Annotated in this window: 14 protein-coding genes and 1 pseudogene; 8 read left to right on the top strand and 7 right to left on the bottom strand. The window is 73.5% G+C overall.

Annotated elements, in window-relative coordinates:
- Positions 1-363: 363 nt before the first annotated feature.
- From ACSIH6_RS32995 to ACSIH6_RS33010, 4 genes are all read left to right on the top strand, one after another.
- Positions 364-900: a GNAT family N-acetyltransferase gene (locus ACSIH6_RS32995; RefSeq protein WP_435112265.1), complete on the top strand. Its 537-nt coding sequence runs from the start codon at positions 364-366 to the stop codon at positions 898-900.
- 238 nt (positions 901-1,138) lie between these two features.
- On the top strand, positions 1,139-2,629 hold the full coding sequence (locus tag ACSIH6_RS33000) for an aminopeptidase P family protein (protein WP_435112266.1): 1,491 nt from the start codon (positions 1,139-1,141) through the stop codon (positions 2,627-2,629).
- Between the two features lie 76 nt (positions 2,630-2,705).
- Positions 2,706-3,695 (top strand): hypothetical protein, encoded by a 990-nt coding sequence (locus tag ACSIH6_RS33005; protein WP_435112267.1) that lies wholly within the window; start codon positions 2,706-2,708, stop codon positions 3,693-3,695.
- 124 nt (positions 3,696-3,819) lie between these two features.
- Positions 3,820-4,977 (top strand): glycerol dehydrogenase, encoded by a 1,158-nt coding sequence (locus ACSIH6_RS33010; protein WP_435112268.1) that lies wholly within the window; start codon positions 3,820-3,822, stop codon positions 4,975-4,977.
- 11 nt (positions 4,978-4,988) lie between these two features.
- Here the strand turns inward: ACSIH6_RS33010 and ACSIH6_RS33015 are convergent, their stop codons facing one another.
- Positions 4,989-6,014, bottom strand: coding sequence for a phosphotransferase family protein (locus ACSIH6_RS33015; RefSeq protein WP_435112269.1), 1,026 nt, complete (start codon positions 6,012-6,014; stop codon positions 4,989-4,991).
- A 387-nt stretch (positions 6,015-6,401) separates the two neighbouring features.
- Between ACSIH6_RS33015 and ACSIH6_RS33020 the strand changes: the two genes are divergently transcribed.
- Both ACSIH6_RS33020 and ACSIH6_RS33025 read left to right on the top strand, forming a co-directional pair.
- Positions 6,402-6,851 (top strand): hypothetical protein, encoded by a 450-nt coding sequence (locus ACSIH6_RS33020; RefSeq protein WP_435112270.1) that lies wholly within the window; start codon positions 6,402-6,404, stop codon positions 6,849-6,851.
- A 276-nt stretch (positions 6,852-7,127) separates the two neighbouring features.
- On the top strand, positions 7,128-8,615 hold the full coding sequence (locus ACSIH6_RS33025; RefSeq protein ID WP_435112271.1) for an MDR family MFS transporter: 1,488 nt from the start codon (positions 7,128-7,130) through the stop codon (positions 8,613-8,615).
- A 132-nt stretch (positions 8,616-8,747) separates the two neighbouring features.
- Here the strand turns inward: ACSIH6_RS33025 and ACSIH6_RS33030 are convergent, their stop codons facing one another.
- Positions 8,748-9,584 carry a helix-turn-helix transcriptional regulator gene (locus ACSIH6_RS33030; RefSeq protein ID WP_435112272.1) on the bottom strand — a complete coding sequence of 279 codons (837 nt, stop codon included), beginning with the start codon at positions 9,582-9,584 and terminating at the stop codon, positions 8,748-8,750.
- Between the two features lie 130 nt (positions 9,585-9,714).
- On the opposite strand from ACSIH6_RS33030, the gene ACSIH6_RS33035 reads away from it, so the two are divergent.
- Positions 9,715-10,482, top strand: a complete 768-nt coding sequence (locus tag ACSIH6_RS33035) for an SDR family oxidoreductase (protein ID WP_435112273.1) — start codon at positions 9,715-9,717, stop codon at positions 10,480-10,482.
- Positions 10,483-10,641: 159 nt separating this feature from the next.
- Here the strand turns inward: ACSIH6_RS33035 and ACSIH6_RS33040 are convergent, their stop codons facing one another.
- The 4 genes and pseudogenes from ACSIH6_RS33040 to ACSIH6_RS33055 all read right to left on the bottom strand — a co-directional run bounded on the left by ACSIH6_RS33040 (position 10,642) and on the right by ACSIH6_RS33055 (position 13,837).
- A complete protein-coding gene (locus tag ACSIH6_RS33040) occupies positions 10,642-11,355 on the bottom strand; it encodes a tetratricopeptide repeat-containing protein (protein WP_435112274.1) in 714 nt (237 codons plus the stop codon).
- Positions 11,356-11,458: 103 nt separating this feature from the next.
- A pseudogene (locus tag ACSIH6_RS33045) lies at positions 11,459-12,100 on the bottom strand (AfsR/SARP family transcriptional regulator); the annotation flags it as partial.
- A 285-nt stretch (positions 12,101-12,385) separates the two neighbouring features.
- The gene (locus tag ACSIH6_RS33050) at positions 12,386-12,613 is read right to left on the bottom strand and encodes a hypothetical protein (RefSeq protein ID WP_435112275.1); all 228 of its coding nucleotides are present in this window, start codon (positions 12,611-12,613) and stop codon (positions 12,386-12,388) included.
- Between the two features lie 303 nt (positions 12,614-12,916).
- Entirely contained in the window at positions 12,917-13,837 is a 921-nt protein-coding gene (locus ACSIH6_RS33055) for a ketopantoate reductase family protein (RefSeq protein ID WP_435112276.1), read from the bottom strand.
- 187 nt (positions 13,838-14,024) lie between these two features.
- Here ACSIH6_RS33055 and ACSIH6_RS33060 point away from each other — a divergent pair, with 187 nt between their 5' ends.
- On the top strand, positions 14,025-15,554 hold the full coding sequence (locus ACSIH6_RS33060; RefSeq protein ID WP_435112277.1) for an acyl-CoA synthetase: 1,530 nt from the start codon (positions 14,025-14,027) through the stop codon (positions 15,552-15,554).
- A 98-nt stretch (positions 15,555-15,652) separates the two neighbouring features.
- Here the strand turns inward: ACSIH6_RS33060 and ACSIH6_RS33065 are convergent, their stop codons facing one another.
- Positions 15,653-17,557: a CPBP family intramembrane glutamic endopeptidase gene (locus ACSIH6_RS33065; protein ID WP_435112279.1), complete on the bottom strand. Its 1,905-nt coding sequence runs from the start codon at positions 17,555-17,557 to the stop codon at positions 15,653-15,655.
- Positions 17,558-17,617 lie beyond the last annotated feature (60 nt).

A 17,617-nucleotide genomic window follows, 5' to 3' on the forward strand; every position in this document is an offset into this window, starting at 1 on the left:
ACGGGGGACGGCACCGCTGCCCAAGGCCCGACAGCCCCGCCGCCCTTGGTGCCAACGCAGCAGAGGCCCACCACCCCCGAACCCCCACCGTTGACCGCCCTCCCAGACCACTGCGCGTCAGCTGACGCCACCGCAGCACACCCCCAGATGACCCGGCGGACCGCGACAACGGGTACGGGCCCAACGCCGACTGACCGCCCGCGCCGACCTGGCAGGGCGCACGGCCCGTGTCACGGGTCCGATGATCCCGCACGTAGTATTTCGGCGGAACCGGGTATTTCGGCGGAACCGGGTATTCCGGCGGAACCGGTTACCGCACGCCGCCACGGCGGCGGGAGGCCCCGTCAGCCACGGGAGGAACGCGTGACACACACCAGTGCCGAAGGCGTCGCGGCGGACTCGCGGATCAGTGCGGTCCGCATGCTGCGCGTGCGCCACGACGACCCGCGGGTGCGGGGACTGCTCGCCGGGCTGCTGGAGGAGTACACCGAGCGCTACGGCGCCGAGGGCGCGGCCGGTGAGCTCGCGCGCTACCCGGTGACCGAGTTCGCCGCTCCCCACGGCCGCCTCGTGCTGGCCGAGCTGTATGGGGAGATCGTCGCCGGAGGGGCCGTGCGCCCCTACAAGAAGGACCGGGCGGCCATGGCCGACACCGCCGAGTTCAAGCGCGTCTGGACCTCGGGGCGCCACCGCCGCCTCGGGCTGGCCAGCCGGGTGATGACCGCCCTGGAGGAGGCCGCCCGCGACCTCGGCTACACCCGGGTCCTGCTGTTCACCGGTCCCGCCCAGCCCGAGGCGGTCGCCTTCTACACGCGGATCGGCTACCGGCCGGTCGACCCGGCCGACATCGACGAGCTGCCCCACCGCACGGCCATCCCCTTCGCCCACGACCTCGTTTGAGGCGGCGGGCGCCCGCTTCTCGGAAGGGGCTCCCCTTGGGAGTGACTCCCACGGCCGATGCGCGGCCGTACCCGGCGGGCGCCGGTGCGGCCCGCCGTGCCGCCGTCGGAGCGACCGGGCGGGTTATGGCTTCCGGTATGTCCGCGGAACGGCCGTGTCTCGGAGCCTCCCCGTACGATGGGTGGCCAGGGCCGCCACAAGCGGCCGCTACGCCGAATCCGACGAGGAGACGCACGACGTGAGCGAGCAGCAGCGCCCCCAGGACGAGACGAACGCCCCCGTGTTCAGTCCCCGCAAGAACGGGCAGGCGCAGTCGGTCTCCGACGAGCTCGCCGCGTGGATGAGCACCGGGTGGGCCGACACCGAGCGGCGCGACCTGGAGCCCGTGGAGCAGGCCGGGCACACCGCCCGCCGCCGCGCCGCGCTCAGCGCGGCCTTCCCCGGTGACCGCCTGGTCGTCCCGGCCGGGCAGCTGCTCACCCGCTCCAACGACACCGAGTACCCGTTCCGGGCGGCCACCGACTACGCCTACCTCACCGGCGACACCTCCGACGGCGGCTGCCTGGTGTTCACGCCCCGCGCCGCGGGCGGGCACGACGTGGTCCTCTACCTCAAGCCCCGCTCCAACCGCGACAACGGCGAGTTCTGGCTGGGCGGCTACGGCGAGCTGTGGACCGGCCGCCGCAACAGCCTCTCCGAGGCCGCCGACCTGCTGGGCGTGGCCACCGCCGACGTGACCACGCTGTCCGGCGTGCTGCGCGCGGGCGGCGCGACCACCCGCATCGTGCGCGGCCACGACACCGAGCTCGACGCGATCGTCGACGGGCTGCGCGCCGACGCCGACGAGGAGGCCCGCGCCAAGTACGCCCAGCTCGACGAGGACCTCTCCGTCACGCTGGCCGACCACCGCCTGGTCAAGGACGAGTGGGAGGTCGCCCAGCTCCAGCTGGCCGTGGACGCCACGGTGCGCGGCTTCGGCGACGTCGTCAAGGCTCTGCCGCAGGCCAAGGACACCTCCGAGCGCTTCATCGAGGGCACGTTCTTCCTCCGCGCCCGGGTGGAGGGGAACGACGTCGGCTACGGCACCATCGCGGCCTCCGGCGCCAACGCCACCACCCTGCACTGGACCCGCAACGACGGCCCGGTGCGCGAGGGCGACCTGCTGTTGCTGGACGCGGGCGTGGAGACCACCACGCTGTACACCGCCGACGTCACCCGCACCATGCCGGTGTCGGGCACCTTCACCGACGTGCAGCGCCGCGTCTACGACCTGGTCTACGCCGCCCAGGAGGCCGGAATCGCCGCCGTCGCCCCGGGCAGGCCGTTCGTGGCCTTCCACGAGGCGTCCCAGCGGGTGCTGGCCGAGGGCCTCGTCGAGTGGGGCCTGCTGGAGGGCCCGGTCGAGCGCGTCCTGGAGCTGGGCCTCCAGCGCCGGTACACCCTGCACGGCACCGGCCACATGCTGGGCATGGACGTGCACGACTGCGCGGTCTCGCGCCAGGAGGTCCACCTGTACGGGGACCTGGAGCCGGGCATGGTGCTCACCGTCGAGCCGGGCCTGTACTTCCAGCCCGACGACCTGACCGTCCCCGAGGAGCTGCGCGGCATCGGCGTGCGCATCGAGGACGACGTGCTGGTCACCGAGGAGGGCCGCACGGTCATGTCGGCCGGTCTGCCGCGCTCCTCCGCCGAGGTGGAGGCCTGGCTGGCCGAGCGCCTGCCGCGCTAGCGTTCCCGAACACACGACGGGGCCGTCTCCTCGGAGGCGGTCCCGTCGTTGCCGTGCGGAAGGGAAACGGAGAAACGTGGACGCAACACTGCTGTGGAACGGCCGCCTGGACTGGACACGGCTGCTCGTGGCGGGTCGGACCCTGCTGGTGCACGGTGACGTGACACGGCGGGGCCGGTACACGAACCTCGCACGCGCCTTCGACCTGGACACGCTCCAACCCCTCGGAGAGGCCTTCGCCACGGGGGAGACGGTCTGTCTGGCCGGACTGCCCGAGCGCTGGCCGGATCCCGTCGTGATCGACGCCCTTCCGGGATCCCTGGTACTTCGCGATCCCGCCACGGGTTCCGCGCTCGGGGAGGTCCCGTTCGTCCAACCGCCGCGGGAGAGCCTGACCGGCCTGGCGGCGGGCGCGGTCGGCGACAGGTCCCTGGCATTCGTCTTCGACGAAGATCCCTGGCATGAGTTCGAGTGGTGGGCCGTCGACCTCGACACGGGCGAGCGCGTACCCGGCCTGGGGGACGACTGCCGTGCCTTCAGCCTGGTGCGGGAGAGGCTGATCCTGGTGGGTGACCACCTGATCGTGCCCATGCAGGACATCCGTTTCGACGACCTCGTCATGGACGAGACAGAGGACCCCCGCCAGCGCGTGTACGGGCTGTCGGACGGACGGAGGATCGCTGAGGTCGACTGTGAGGGCGGTGAGGAGGCCGTGGCGGCAGTCGTCGGCGGACGCTCCCTGATGGCCGCGAAGAACAAGGTGTACGCCCTTCCCGGCCTGACACTGGTCGCCGACGTGGGATACGCCCCCGGCCGTGTCGTGCGCGCGCTGGCCGAGTGGCGGGGCCTCCCCGTCCTGGTCCTCACCGAGAGGGAGATCGGGTACTTCCCCGGCGGGGACCATCCCTTTCGCCTCTTCTTCCGTTTCCTCGACCACCCGGACCGCCCGTCCGTCGAGATCCCTTGGACCGGGGCGAAAGGACTGCACGACGTGGCCGCGGCCGGTGACGGGACCGTGGTCGTCGCCACTTCCGAAGGCGTGTACGCGTTGCGCGCGCGCCTGTGAGGGCGGAGCCCGCCCCTTCTCGCGCCCAAGAGTGGCCCATGCCTCGCCACAGCACGTTTGGGCAGGTCGGTGCACGGCCAGCGGGAAGGGGAAGGGCAATCCACCAACCAGGAGGTTCCACCCCATGGCAGAGCACACCCACGGGACCCGGCCGCGCGTCTTCGCCTCGCCGGGACGCTACGTCCAGGGGCGGGGCGCCCTGGCCCGGCTGGGCCCGCTCGTCAGCGACCACGGTTCCCGCCCGCTCGTCCTGGTCGACGACGTCGTCCGCGGGCTGACCGAGGACGTCCTCACCGGCTCCTTCCGCGAGGCGGACCTGCCCCTGGTCTTCGAGCGCTTCGGCGGCGTTCCGACCAGGGCCGAGGCCGAACGCGTCTCCGGGACGATCCGGGACGGAAGCCACGACGTGGTTATCGGCCTGGGCGGCGGGGCCGCGATCGACACCGCCAAGGCCGCGGGGGACAACACGGGGGTCCCGTGGGTCAGCGCGGCCACGGTGGCCTCCACGGACGCGCCCACGTCGGCTCTGTCGGTGGTCTACACCGAGTCCGGGGCGTTCGAGTCCTACCGCTTCTACGACCGCAACCCGGCGCTGGTGGTGGTCGACACGCAGTTCGTCGCCGAGGCGCCCACCCGGTTCCTGGCCGCCGGGGTCGGCGACGCCCTCGCCACCTGGATCGAGGCGCGCGCGGTGGAGCGGGCGCACAGCACGAACATGGTGGAGGGCCTGCCGACCCGGGCGGGTACGACCCTGGCGCGCCTGTCCTGGGACATCCTGTGGGAGTCGTCCCTGCCCGCGCTGGAGGCGGTGGACCGCGGCCTGGTGACCCCGGACGTGGAGGCCGTCGTGGAGGCCACCACGCTGCTGTCCGGCCTGGGCTTCGAGTCCGGCGGGCTGGCCGCCGCGCACGCGGTGCACGACGGGCTGACGGCGGTGGACGAGACGCACCACCTCGCCCACGGGGAGAAGGTCAACATCGGGTCGCTCACCCAGCTGCTGCTGGAGGGCGCCCCTGCCTCGGAGGTGGACGGGTTCGCGCGGTTCACGGCGCGCGTGGGCCTGCCGACCACCCTGACCGAGGCGGGGCTGGGCGACGCGGACGACGAGGTGCTCGACCGGGTCGTGGCCGCGGCGACCGCGCCGGAGGAGACCATCCACAACCTGGCGTTCACGCCCTCGGCCCGGGACGTGCGCGACGCCCTGCGCGCGGTGGAGGCGGTGGGCCGCCGCGCCCGCCGTGAGGTCGGGCTCGGGGAGCCGCAGGCGCCCGGGGCCCACTGACCGCTTCCGGTTCAGTCCACCGGCTCGGCCAGCCGGGCCAGGTCGGCCTCCAGGTGCCCGGCCAGGAACGTGCGGGCCCGGGCCGCCTCGTCCGGGGCGTGCCCGCGCGGGGTGAGCTCGGTGAACATGATCAGGTACAGGTAGACCCGGTACAGGGCGAGCCTGCGCAGCAGCCCGGGGGTGAAGTCGACGCGGCCCCCGGCCTCGCGGTAGCCCGCCAGCAGCGCGGTGTCCTCGCGGACGTCGCCGAAGAGCGCCAGGGACACCAGCTCGGCCGCCGGGTCGCCCCAGAAGGCGCGCTCGGCGTCGACGATCCCGCTGAGGCGGGGCGCGCCCCCGTCGTCGCCGGTCCCGGTGAGCAGGACGTTGCCGTCCCACAGGTCGAAGTGGGTGAGCACCGGCGTGCGCACCGGGGCCAGGTGCGCGAGGTTGGCAGAGACCAGCCGCAGGATCCGCGCGCCGCCGCCGGGCAGCGCGACCGAGAACCGGTCGGCGTCGGCCACCACCGCCTCCGCCATCGCGCCGAAGGCCTCCGGCCAGGTGGGCGCGCGCAGTCCGTCCCGCCCCGGGTAGCCGAACTCGCTCCCGGTGACGGTGTGCAGCGCCGCCACGGCCTGCCCCAGTTCACGGCGGACCAGGGCTGTCCGTTCCGGCGCCAGGTCGGAGCGGACCCCGTCCAGGGGGACCCCGGGCAGGTGGCTGAGGAACAGGTACGCGCGGCGCGGGTCCCCGGGAACGGTGCCCAGGTGCAGCACCTCGGGGACGAGCGGGCCGCACACGGGCCGGGTCCGCGCGTAGGCCATGGCCTCGGTGGCCGTGATGCCGTGTTCGTAGGTGAGCCGGGGCCGGTCGGAAGGGGGTGCGAGCTTGAGCACCGACCGGCGGCCGTCGGCCAGGACCACGCGGTGCACGGAGTTGTAGGTGCCGCCGGTGAGCACCGCGCGTTCGCGCACGCGGGCGCCGTCGCCGAACGCCGCGCGCACGAGCGCGTCCAGGAGGGCGTCGTCGGGACCGGTCGCTGGGGAGGGGAGGGGCATGCCCACACCCTAAGTCTCCTCGGCCTGGCGCTGTCGGCGGTGGACAGTCGTTGGCGGACAGCGCATCCCGCCGGGACGGTCCGGCTGACCTGGATGCCAGCCCGCGCCGAAACCACCGCCGGGGACCGGAAGACCACCGGAGCGGGAACCCCGCACGTCACACCGTCAACGTTTCTGGTCAGCTTTCCCGGACGGGTTCCAGGAGAAGGCGCACGCACCCGCGCAACCGTCGTCCGAGGTCACCCCGGAGGCCCGGCCGGTCCGGCGGTCCCGGAAGCCGTGAGCGCCCGCTGGCCCCGCCCCCCGCGAGGTTTCGCGGGGGCCGAACGGGATAGCCGGGAGAGCACCCGGCCGCGTGCGGCGGCCGACGTACGAAGGGATACGGACATGGGCGCATCGTCGGGCGCGGCACGCGCGCTGCTGCTGGGGCTGGCCGCGGGGTCGCGGAGCACGCTCGGGGGCGCACCGCTGTGGCACTCCGCGGGGAAGGGCGGGCGCGCGCTCATGGCGCTGACCGCGCTCGGGGAGTTCTCCGGGGACAAGATCCCCGGTATCCCCAGCCGCACCGCCGCGCCGAGCCTGACGGCCAGGGTGGTGAGCGCGGGCACCGGCGGCGCCCTGCTGGCCCGGGGAGCGGGCACGTCGCCCGTGCTCGCCGTCGTCCTCGCCGCCGCGGCAGCACCGGTCGGCACCCTGGCGGGGGTGGGGTGGCGGCGGTACTGGAGCGGTACGGGCCGTCCGGCCTGGATCGGCGGCGTCGTGGAGGACGCCTGCGCGCTCGCGCTCGCGCGCACCGCCTGCCGGGGCCTGCCCGCGGACGGCTCCGCGCGCGGCTGAGGGGCGGCCCGCTCCGGTCACACTCTGTTTCTGGTCACACTCTGTTTCCGGTCGGGGCGAATCCGTCGTTCGCGCCGGTCACACCCCGCATGCCACGAACTCGGAACCGGCACGGGGGCGCCCGCGGCGGGTTTGCTGCGCGGATGGCGCGGTTATGGTCCAGAACACACCGCTGTTCCGGGAACGGGCGGATGGTCTGGAGCGTTGGGGTAGCTCTGGGGAGGTTCCGCGAACCCCCGGACGAACCCTTTCGAACACCACAACCTGAGGACATCTGTGACCGGGCAGCCCACTCCATCCACGGCCGAGACCGCTTCGGCCCCACCGCAGGACGACAAGAGTGCGCGGGCGGGGCGCCTCATCATCCCCTTGCTCCTGGTCTCGGCGTTCGTGGTGATCCTGAACGAGACGATCATGGGTGTGGCGCTGCCCGCGCTCAACCGTGACCTCGGCATCTCCGTCTCCACCGGACAGTGGCTGACCTCGGCCTTCATGCTCGTGATGGCCGTGGTGATCCCTGCGACCGGGTTCCTGCTCCAGCGCTTCCACGTGCGCCAGGTGTTCATCACCGCGATGACGCTGTTCAGCGTCGGCACGCTGCTGTGCTTCCTCGCCCCCGGCTTCGGCTTCCTGCTCGTGGGCCGCGTGGTCCAGGCGGCGGGAACGGCGATCATGATGCCGCTGCTCATGACCACCGTGCTGAACCTGGTCCCGTCGGACCGCCGCGGCCGCACCATGGGCAACATCTCCATCGTCATGTCGGTCGCGCCCGCCGTCGGCCCGACCCTGGCGGGCCTCATCCTCAGCGTGCTCGACTGGCGGTGGATGTTCGGACTGGTCCTGCCCATCGCGATCCTGGGCCTGGTCCTGGGCGCCCTCTTCATCCGCAACGTCACCGAGCCGCGCCCCGCCAGCATCGACGTCCTCTCGCTCCTGGTGTCGGCGGTGGCCTTCGGCGGGCTCGTCTACGGCTTCTCCGGGCTGGGTGAGGGAGAGGCCACCGCCGTGGTCCCGCCCGTCGCCTCGATCGGGGTCGGCGCCGTCGCGCTGGTGCTGTTCGTGTGGCGCCAGCTGCGCCTCCAGCGCCGCGACCGCGCCCTGCTGGACCTGCGGGTGTTCCGCTCCAGGCAGTTCTGCGTCTCGATCGGCCTGGTCCTGATCAGCTTCATGGCCCTGTTCGGCACCCTCATCCTGCTGCCGGTCTACATGCAGAACGTCCTGGGCCACGACACGCTCGTCACCGGCCTGGCCCTGCTGCCCGGCGGTCTGGTCATGGGTCTGCTCGCTCCGGTGGTCGGCCGCCTCTACGACCGCGTCGGCCCGCGTCCCCTGGTCATCCCGGGCTCGGCGCTGGTGTCCCTGGTGCTGTGGGGCATGACCCTGCTCGACGCCCAGACGCCGGTCGGCTTCGTCATCGCCGCCCACGTGGCGCTCAGCATCGGCCTCGGCTTCATGTTCACCCCGCTGCTCACCGGCGCGCTGGGTTCTCTGCGGCCCGAGCTGTACTCGCACGGCAGCGCCGTGGTCGGCACCGTGCAGCAGGTCGCGGGCGCGGCCGGTACGGCGATCTTCATCGCGATCATGTCCGCCACGTCGGCGGGCCTGCTCACCGACGGGCTCACCGAGGTCAACGCCCAGGCGGGCGGCGTCCACGCGGCCTTCCTGGTCGGCGCGGTGGTCTCCGTCGTGGCCTTCGCGCTGACCTTCCTGGTGCGGCGCTCGCAGGCCGCCGCGCCGCAGGACGCGCCCGCCGCCGTCCACTAGGACGTCGCGGGGCCCGCGGGGGTCGCGGACACGGGAGGGGGCGTCGGGGGACCGGTCTTCACGGACCGGCTCCCCGGCGCCCCTCTCGGCTTCGCGCCTCCCCACGCGGTCGGCTGCCCGCCCCGGCCTCGGCTACGACGTGCGGGGGCGTACCGCGTCGGCCGCCAGCGTGCCCAGCAGGGACAGCGACTGCGCGCTGGGCGAGCCCGGTTCGGCGTGGTAGACCACCAGCTCCTGGCCCGGCGCCGACCTCACGTCGAAGGCGTGCAGGCTCAGCTCCAGCGGGCCCACCTCCGGGTGGGCGAAGCGCTTGGTCTCCAGCCTCTTGCCGCGCACGCCGTTGCGCCGCCACAGCCGGGCGAAGTCGGGGCTCTGCGCCTCCAGTTCCCCGACGACCTCGCGGACGCGGGGGTGGTCGGGCCAGGCGCCCTCGGCCAGGCGCAGGCCCTCCACCGTGTTCGCGGCGACGGCCGGCCAGTCGGGGTAGAACGCGCGGGATTCGGGGTCCAGGAACACCGCCCTCGCCAGGTTCCGCGAGAAGGGGAAGCCCCGGAGGAGCCGCTCGGCCAGGGGATTGCAGGCCAGCACGTCGTAGGCGCGGCCCAGGACCAGCGCCGGGGTGTCGTGCCAGGCGCCCATGAGGCCGAGGAGCGAGGGGTCGGCGCGCTCCGCGGGGGCGGGCGCCTCCGGCCGCGGGACCAGCCCGGCGAGCCGGTACAGGTGCAGGCGGCCGTCGCCGTCCAGGTGCAGGGCCTGTCCGAGCGCGTCCAGGATCTGCGGTGAGGGCCGGGTCTCACGGCCCTGTTCCAGTCGTGTGTAGTAGTCGGCGCTCATTCCGGCCAGCAGCGCCACCTCCTCGCGCCGCAGCCCGGCGACGCGGCGGTGTCCGTGGACGGGCAGGCCCACCGCACGCGGTGTGAGCCGCGCGCGTGCGCTCCGGAGGTAGTCGCCCAGTGATGGGGAGTCCATGACGACCAGGGTAGGGCTTCGCGGCCCGGTGTTCCTGGGTGCGCTCCACCCAGGAACACCGCGGTCTTCCTGGCCCGCGGTGGCCCGCCCAGACTGGGACACGTCCAGTCGACCCAGGAGGAGGACGGCCATGAACGACCAGAGGACGGCCACGAGCGACCAGGATCGGGAGACGGCCCGCAAGGTGATCGTCGTGACGGGGGCCAGCAGCGGGATCGGCGAGGCGGCGGCGCTGCGCCTCGCCGCCGAGGGGCACCACGTGGTGCTCGGGGCGAGGCGGGAGGAGCGCCTGCGCTCACTCGTCCGGGACATTCGCGACTCCGGCGGCAGCGCCGAGCACCGGAGCCTCGACGTCACCGACCCCGACAGCGTCCGGGAGGTGCTCGACGCCACCGTGCGCGAACAGGGGCGTGTGGACGCCCTCGTCAACAACGCCGGGGTCATGCCGCTGTCCCGGATGGACGCGCTGCTGGTGGACGAGTGGGACCGGATGGTCGACGTCAACGTCAAGGGGCTGCTGCACGGTGTGGCCGCGGCGCTCCCGCACTTCCAGCGCCAGGGTTCGGGGCACTTCGTGACCGTCGCCTCGATCGGCGCGCACGAGGTCGTGCCCACGTCGGCGGTGTACTCGGGGACCAAGTTCGCCGCGTGGGCGATCACCGAGGGGCTGCGGCTCGAACTCGACCCGGGCATCAGGGTGACCACGGTCTCCCCGGGCGTGGTCGAGAGCGAGCTGGCGGACCACATCACCGACCCGGGCGCGCGGGAGGCGATGCGCACCTACCGCAGGAACGCGCTGTCCGCCGACGCGATCGCCCGGGCGATCGCGTTCGCCCTCGACCAGCCCGCGGACGTGGACGTCAACGAGATCATCGTCCGGCCCGCCGCCCAGCGCTGAGCGGGGCCCGGACGCGGGCGGACCTACTACGGGCGCGGCTTCGCGGGGTCCTCGGCCCGGGAGGGGCCGTGCCCGTCGCCTCCGTCTCGTGCGGCGGGGTCCGCCCGTCGCCGACGTGGTCCTGCACCCACTCCACCACCGGCGAGCTGTCCCGCATCATCAGCCGGAGGCCGGGTCCGAGGGGGTCAGCGCCAGTGGCGGCCCGGCGGACGGCCCCGGGACGGGGTCGGCCACGATGTCGGACCAGGGCAGGTCCACGGCGGAGGTCCCGGCGGCGAGGGCGGCCGCGGCCAGCCTCAGCGTCAGCGGCAGCCGCCCGCAGCGGTCGGCGATCCGGGCGACCAGCGCCAGCTCCGCGGCTCGGGCCCACATCCCGGCCACGGACAGGAACAACTCGACCGAGGACTCCTCCGACAGCACGTCGAGTGGGAGGGGACGGGCGCCGAACAGCGCGACCAGCCCCGTCAACGGGTGCCGACTGGTGATCAGCACGACGCTGCCCCGGCCGGTGGGCAGCAGGGGAGCGAGCTGTTCGGCCGAGGCGGCGTCGTCGAACAGGAACAGCAGGCGCTGGTCGGCCGTCACCGACCGGAAGAGCTTGGCGAGCTCGCCGGCACCGGTTGGCAGGCCCCGGGGGCCCGCGCCCAGGCCGCGCAGCAGCTGGCGCAGCGCGTCGTCGGGCCGGGTGGGCTCCTCCCCGGAGGCGGACCCGCGCAGGTCCACGTAGAGCTGGCCGTCGTGGAAGTGGTCCCGGACGGCGTGGCTCCAGTGCAGGGCCAGCGCGGTCTTGCCGACGCCGGAGACCCCGGTGAGGAGGAAGACCGCGGGCCAGCGGTCGGCCTTCCGGTCGTCGTCCAGCGCCCGGTCGAGCACGGACAGCTCCGCCGCGCGTGCGTCCGCCGTCCGGCTCGGCCGTGAGCAGGTCCAGGTGCAGCTGCCGGAGCCGGGCGCCGGGGTCGGTGCCCAGTTCGTCGGCCAGCCTCTCGCGCAGCGCCGCGTAGACCTCCAGTGCCTCCCCGGTGCGTCCGCAGGCGTGCAGGGCCGACATCAGCAGGCCGGTGAAGCGTTCGTGGGTCGGGTGCTCCGCGCACAGCGAGAGCAGTTCGGGGACGGCGGCGGCCCCGCGGCCGAGGTCGATCTCGGCGCCGTACAGCTCCACCAGGGCGTGCAGCCGCCTCTCCTCCAGGGCCGGGCGCGCGTGGGCGGCGAGCGCCGGTGTGACGCCGCCCAGCGCAGGGCCCGTCCACAGTGACAGCGCGGTGCGCAGGGTCCGGGCCGCCTCGGCGGGGCGGTCGGCGGCCCGCTCGGAGTGCGCGCGCACCAGGAGCCGCTCGAACACGCCGCTGTCCGTGGCCTCGGCCGCCACGGTCATCCGGTAGCCGCAGGTGCTCCGGACGATCGTGTCCGCGTCCAGGACCTTACGGAGTCCGTGCACGTGCACCTGAAGCTGGGACCGTGCGCTGCGCGGCGGGTGTTCGCCCCAGACCAGGTCGATGAGCCGGTTGTCGGAGACGACGGTGTCGGGCTGCAGGAGGAGGGCGGCCAGGACGGTACGCCTTTTGGGCCCTCCCGCGCTGACCGGACGTCCTTCGGAGTGCACCTCGACAGAACCGAGCATTCGGTACCGAATCCCTGACAGATCGGTCTCCACTCATGAACTCCCTGACGCGCGATGAATACTCCGCTGCGCAACGTCGCGGAGCATACGACACTCGTCGGCGCACCGTCCACCTGCGTGAGGGGAGAGTACGGAGAGTGTCCGGGGCGGCTCTGAGATGACCTGGGGCTTTGGTTTTCGGTCCATTGAGGACTTGTTTCGCTAATGGTCACAAACCATACGAAGAAGGGCAGAGGTCGGGCGGCCCCGGCGAGAACCGGCCGGGGCCGCCCGGAAGCGGGCCGGTCAGCCGCAGTTGGTGCCCTCGTCGCCGCCCTGGGTGCCGGTGATACGGCCCATCCAGTCCACGCACCTGCCTGCCGCGTTCAGGTAGATCGGACCGGCGTAGGTGGTGAAGTAGCCGCCGTTGTAGTCCGCCACGGGAGCCGCCGCCGACGCCGGTGACGCCAGTGCCAGCGAGCCGGTGGCCAGGGCCGCCGTGAGCAGGGCGGCGGTCCGGAACTTCTTGAACATGGGGGAGTCTTCCGTCCTAGGTACCGGCACCCGCTCCGTGCGGACGCCGGGAAGGACTGTGACACGGTCCGCTTCGCACCGGCTTCGGTTCCGCTTCGCACCGGCTTCGTGCGCCGCCGCGGACCCGGGCCCTCCCTGGAACGCGGCGCTGTGGAAGGAGGCCTCGTCCTCGCCCCGGCCGTCAGGGGAGCAGGGTGAGACGACGGGGAACCATGGGACTCCGATCCTGGCGGCGCGCCGGACCGTCGGGAGCCACCGGACCGCCGGGAACCACGGACCGCTGGGAACACCGTGCCACCAGGACTACGTGCGTCCCTGCTCGTAGACGCTCAGGTGCGTGTACGCCAGCGAGAACAGCGGCGTGGGTACGCCCAGCTCCCTCCCCCGGGAGACCAGGTCGCCGACGATGTGGTCGGCCTCCACCGGGTTGCCGTGGATCAGGTCCCAGTACATCGAGGTCGTGGTGGAGGCCGTGGTGTTGGCGATGATCGCGTCGGCCCTCTCGCGCGCCGCCTCGCCCGGCGGGTGACCGGAGGCGGTGGCCACGGCGATGGCCTCGGCGAACACCGCGGCGGTGAACTCCTGGCCGCCGGGCGCGCTGTTGACCCGGCCGATGGGGCCGCGCATCAGGCAGGTGCACACGCCCAGGGTCGCCAGGAACACCCACTTGTCCCACAGCTCCTGGCGGATGTCCGCGGCGGAGGTGGCGGTGTGGTCCCCGGTGTCCAGCGCGGCGTGCACGTCCTGCGGTGCGACGACGGGGTGCTCGCCCAGCGGCCCGTAGACCAGTTGGCCCATGGTGCCGACCTGGACGATCTCCCCCTGGTCGCCCAGGCGCGTCATCACCATGGCGACGCCGCCGTAGACCCGGTCGGCGCCGAAGCGCTCGACCAGGGCGTCGACGTGGCGCATGCCGTTGAGGAAGGGCAGCACCGCCGTCCGCGGGCCCACGGCGGGGGACAGGTCCTTGAGAGCCTCGTCGAACCCGTACGACTTGACGGCCACGATCACCACGTCGTAGCCGGGGCCCACCTGGTCAGCGGTGACCGCGCGGACCGGCACCGCCTCCACCCGTCCCCGCACGTCGCGCACGCGCAGGCCGTGCTCGCGCAGGAGCGCGGCGCGGGCGGGGCGGACGAGGAAGTCCACGTCCCGGCCCGCCCGGACCAGGTGCGCTCCGAAGTAGCCGCCGACCGCTCCGGCTCCCACGACAAGAATCCTCATGCTGCTCCCACCCGGTGGTTGCACGACAACGGACAACGTAGGGCCATGGGATCTGCCGTGGCAAGAGTGCGGCCGTACGGACGCACCGCCCCGTCCTCCGCCGGGTGTTGCCAGCGCGGCCCGGTGCGCCACAGGATGGGTGCTGCCGACGGTCCCAGGGGCCGTACCGACGGGCGGGAGGCAGGACATGACCGGTTCGACGACATCCAGCACCGTGGACGACATCCTCCGGCGCAGCGCGGCACGCACCCCCGGGCGTACCGCGCTGGTCTTCGGCGGGCGCACCTGGACCTACGCCGACCTGGACGCCACGGTCACCCGCGCCGCCGCACGCCTGCTCGGCCTCGGCGCGGTCCGGGGCGACCGGGTCGCGGCCTACGGCAGGAACTCCGACGCCTACCTCGTCGGGTTCCTGGCCTGCGCCCGGGCGGGACTGGTCCACGTGCCGGTCAACTTCGCCCTCCAGGGGGAGGAACTGGCCTACCTGCTGGAGCAGTCGGGCAGCACCATCGTCCTGGCCGACCCCGCCCTGCGCTCGGCCGTGGACGCGCTGCGCGCCGAGACCGGGGTGGAACAGGTGCTGGAGCTGCGCGAGGGACCCGGCTCGCTGCTCGCCGACAGCCTGGAGGGGCCGGTGCCCGAACTGGACACCGAGGTCCGCGACACCGACCTGGTGCAGCTGCTGTACACCTCCGGCACCACCTCCCGCCCCAAGGGCGCGATGATGACCCACCGGGCGCTCGTGCACGAGTACCTGTCCTGCGTGGCGGGCCTGGACCTGTCCGCCGACGACGAGCCCCTGCACGCCATGCCGCTCTACCACAGCGCGCAGATGCACGTCTTCCTCATGCCGTGGCTGGCGGTCGGGGCGCGCAACACCCTGGTGGAGTCCCCCGACCCCGCCGACCTGCTGGAGCGGATCGAGACGGCGGGGCACGGGGCCTTCTTCGCCGCGCCCACGCTGTGGGTGGCGATGGCGGGCCACCCCGACTTCGCCCGGCGCGACCTGTCGAGCCTGCGCAAGGCCTACTACGGGGCCTCGGTCATGCCCGGCCCGGTGCTGGACAGGCTGCGCTCGACCCTGCCCGGCCTGGGCTTCTACAACTGCTTCGGGCAGAGCGAGATCGGCCCGCTGGCCACGGTCCTGCGCCCCGAGGAGCACGACGCGCGCCCCGCCTCCGCGGGCCGCTCCGCCCTGTTCGTGGAGCTGAGGGTGGTGGACGGCCAGGGGCGCGACGTCGCACCGGGCGAGCTGGGTGAGGTGGTGTACCGGTCGCCGCAGCTGTGCCAGGGCTACTGGGACAAGCCCGAGGAGACCGAAGCGGCCTTCCGGGACGGCTGGTTCCACTCCGGCGACCTGGTGCGCGCCGACGCCGAGGGCTACATCGAGGTGGTGGACCGGATCAAGGACGTCATCAACACCGGCGGCGTGCTGGTGGCCTCCCGCGAGGTGGAGGACGTCCTGTACACCCACCCCGGGGTGGCCGAGGCCGCGGTGGTCGGTGTGCCCGACGAGAGGTGGATCGAGGCGGTGACCGCGTTCGTGGTGCCCACCGGGGAGGCCGACCCCGAGACCCTGCCCGACGACCTGGTGAAGCACGTGCGCGCCCGCCTGGCGGCGTTCAAGGCGCCCAAGGAGGTACGGGTGGTGGCCGGGCTGCCGCGCAACGCCTCCGGCAAGATCCTCAAACGCGAGCTGCGCGAACGCATGGCCTGACGGGTTCAGGGACAGGTCCCCGCCCCCGAGCCCGCAGGCAGGCGACCGCGACGGGTCCGCGCGGCCGAGAGCCGGAGGGGAGGCTGCTCGTCGGCGGCTCAGGCCGCGTGGTCGGGCGCCTCCCCGGCGTAGCGGGCGGCCAGGGTGTGGAAGGCCAGCTTGGGCTCCCAGTGGCCGTCGTCCGGGGACAGCCCCGACTCCAGCGGCGGCGGGCGCACGATCCCGAAACTGGCCATGTCCTGGTCGCGGGCGGGGTCGGGGGAGTAACGGCAGTCCCCCTCGATGAACATGCACACGAACGCCCCGTGCACCTCCTCGGTCTCGAACACGTCCAACAGGTCGCCGATGAGGTCGGCCTGCACCCGCTCGTCGCGGACGTGCCCGCCTCTGACCCTGCGGTCCTCCAGGTCGCTCCAGTCCAGGATGTCCGAGCCCGAGCCGCCCTTGTCCCGGGCACCCGCGTAGGAACAGCAGCCGAACTCGGTGACGACCACCGGCTTGCCGTGGGCGCGCAGCCGGCGTAGCCCCTGTCGGTAGGTGCGGCGGGTGAGTTCGTCCAGGTAGTAGTCGACGCCGACCACGTCGAACGGTGCCCAGTCCACGGTCTCCCAGGCGCCGGAACCATAGGTGAGCGGCCCCTGGAACCTCGCGCGTGCGGTGCCCGCCAGTTCGCGCAACAACCGGTTGAGTCTGCGGTCGAACCACGGCAGCAGGGGGAAGAGCAGCCCCAGCGCGCGCGTTCGTCGGTCGAGGTCGCGGCCCGGCAGCACTCCGGTGGCGAACACGCTGATCTCGCAGCCCACGTTGAGGCCGACCCGCCCGGGGTGGTCGCGGCGCAGCCGTTCGGCGGCCTCCGCGGCCCGGCCCAGGTGGGCCGTGAGCTCCCGGGGCGCCGCGTCGACCAGGCGGGGCTGGATCCACACGTACAGCCCCCGGTCCAACGCCAGGCGCGCCGCCTCCTCCAGCCGCCCGGGGTCCTCGCCGAACACGGTGACCGCCGTGCAGTGCAGGTCCTCGCGGATCACCCGCATCTCCTGGTCCACCACCTCCGGACGCCACCGCCGCCGGGAGCTCTGGCCGGGCAGGTAGCTGGAGCCGACGTCGTACAGGATCCCCTTCTGGACCAGGGGTCGGCGCGGCCCGTCCGCATCCGAGAACGGGTCGTCCGCCCGGCCGCGGACGTGGCCGTGCAGCAGGTAGACGGCCCAGAAGGCGATCAGAGCCGGGGCGAAGGAGAGCAGCGCCTGCCACAGTTCCGGAGCGGAGAGCAGGCGCAGGCCCAGGCCGTCGGAGAGCACACCGACGGCGGTCAGGGCCGTTCGCGCGGCCAGCGGCGTCCACACCTCCCCGGTGGTCGTTCTCAGGGCTCCGAGGAACAGGCCCAGGAGGAACACCTCGCCGGAGCGTTCCGGCGTATCGGTGACCGCGGCGACGAAGAGCGTGTACAGGGCGGCCTGGCCCAGAAGGGCCACCCAGGGGGAGAACCGGTGGCCCAGGTGGTGCTGCGCGTAGCCGCGGAAGACCAGCTCCTCGGGCAGGATCTGGGCCGCCAGGAGCAGGGGGAGGAGGACGACCAGGGTCAGAACGGCGTCCCCGGTCGCACCGGTGTCCAGGGAGGCCGCGCCCAGGGCCGACGCCGCGCCCAGGAGCAGGGCCGAGGCGAGGAGGACGGCGAACGCGCCGGTCAGCGGGACGAACCATCTCCCGGGTGCGAGGCCGAGCGCGGAGGTCGGCGCGCGGTCCAGGAAGCGGCGTGCGGCCCACAGCAGCGGCGGGACCAGCGCCGTGCAGAGGGCGGCCCGCACGGCCAGGGCGGCGGGGGAGCCGGGGTCCCCGGCGGAACCCGGAGCCAGCGTCGAGGCGGCCGCGGCGAGCACACCGACCAGGGTGGCGGCACCGGACACCAGGACGGTCAGGGCCACGGGGCCCATCCGGGGGCGTGCGGCCGTCGAGGCGGGGGATCCGGTGTCGGATGGGTGTGTGGAGTGGGGTTCGTTCGGCATGGCCGCCTTCCCGGGGGTAAACTCCGTACGGCGTTCGACATTCTTCGAACAGTGTACGGA

Origin of the sequence: Nocardiopsis synnemataformans (assembly GCF_965343085.1) — a bacterium.
GTDB lineage: Bacteria > Actinomycetota > Actinomycetes > Streptosporangiales > Streptosporangiaceae > Nocardiopsis > Nocardiopsis alborubida.

Bases quoted from the DNA above. Each gene is read 5' to 3' on its own strand.
- ACSIH6_RS33020 (WP_435112270.1), top strand. From the start codon at position 6,402: ATGGGCGCATCGTCGGGCGCGGCACGCGCGCTGCTGCTGGGGCTGGCC.
- ACSIH6_RS33010 (WP_435112268.1), top strand. From the start codon at position 3,820: ATGGCAGAGCACACCCACGGGACCCGGCCGCGCGTCTTCGCCTCGCCG.
- ACSIH6_RS33065 (WP_435112279.1), bottom strand. From the start codon at position 17,557: ATGCCGAACGAACCCCACTCCACACACCCATCCGACACCGGATCCCCC.
- ACSIH6_RS33060 (WP_435112277.1), top strand. From the start codon at position 14,025: ATGACCGGTTCGACGACATCCAGCACCGTGGACGACATCCTCCGGCGC.
- ACSIH6_RS33015 (WP_435112269.1), bottom strand. From the start codon at position 6,014: ATGCCCCTCCCCTCCCCAGCGACCGGTCCCGACGACGCCCTCCTGGAC.
- ACSIH6_RS33050 (WP_435112275.1), bottom strand. From the start codon at position 12,613: ATGTTCAAGAAGTTCCGGACCGCCGCCCTGCTCACGGCGGCCCTGGCC.
- ACSIH6_RS33030 (WP_435112272.1), bottom strand. From the start codon at position 9,584: ATGGACTCCCCATCACTGGGCGACTACCTCCGGAGCGCACGCGCGCGG.
- ACSIH6_RS33055 (WP_435112276.1), bottom strand. From the start codon at position 13,837: ATGAGGATTCTTGTCGTGGGAGCCGGAGCGGTCGGCGGCTACTTCGGA.
- ACSIH6_RS33035 (WP_435112273.1), top strand. From the start codon at position 9,715: ATGAACGACCAGAGGACGGCCACGAGCGACCAGGATCGGGAGACGGCC.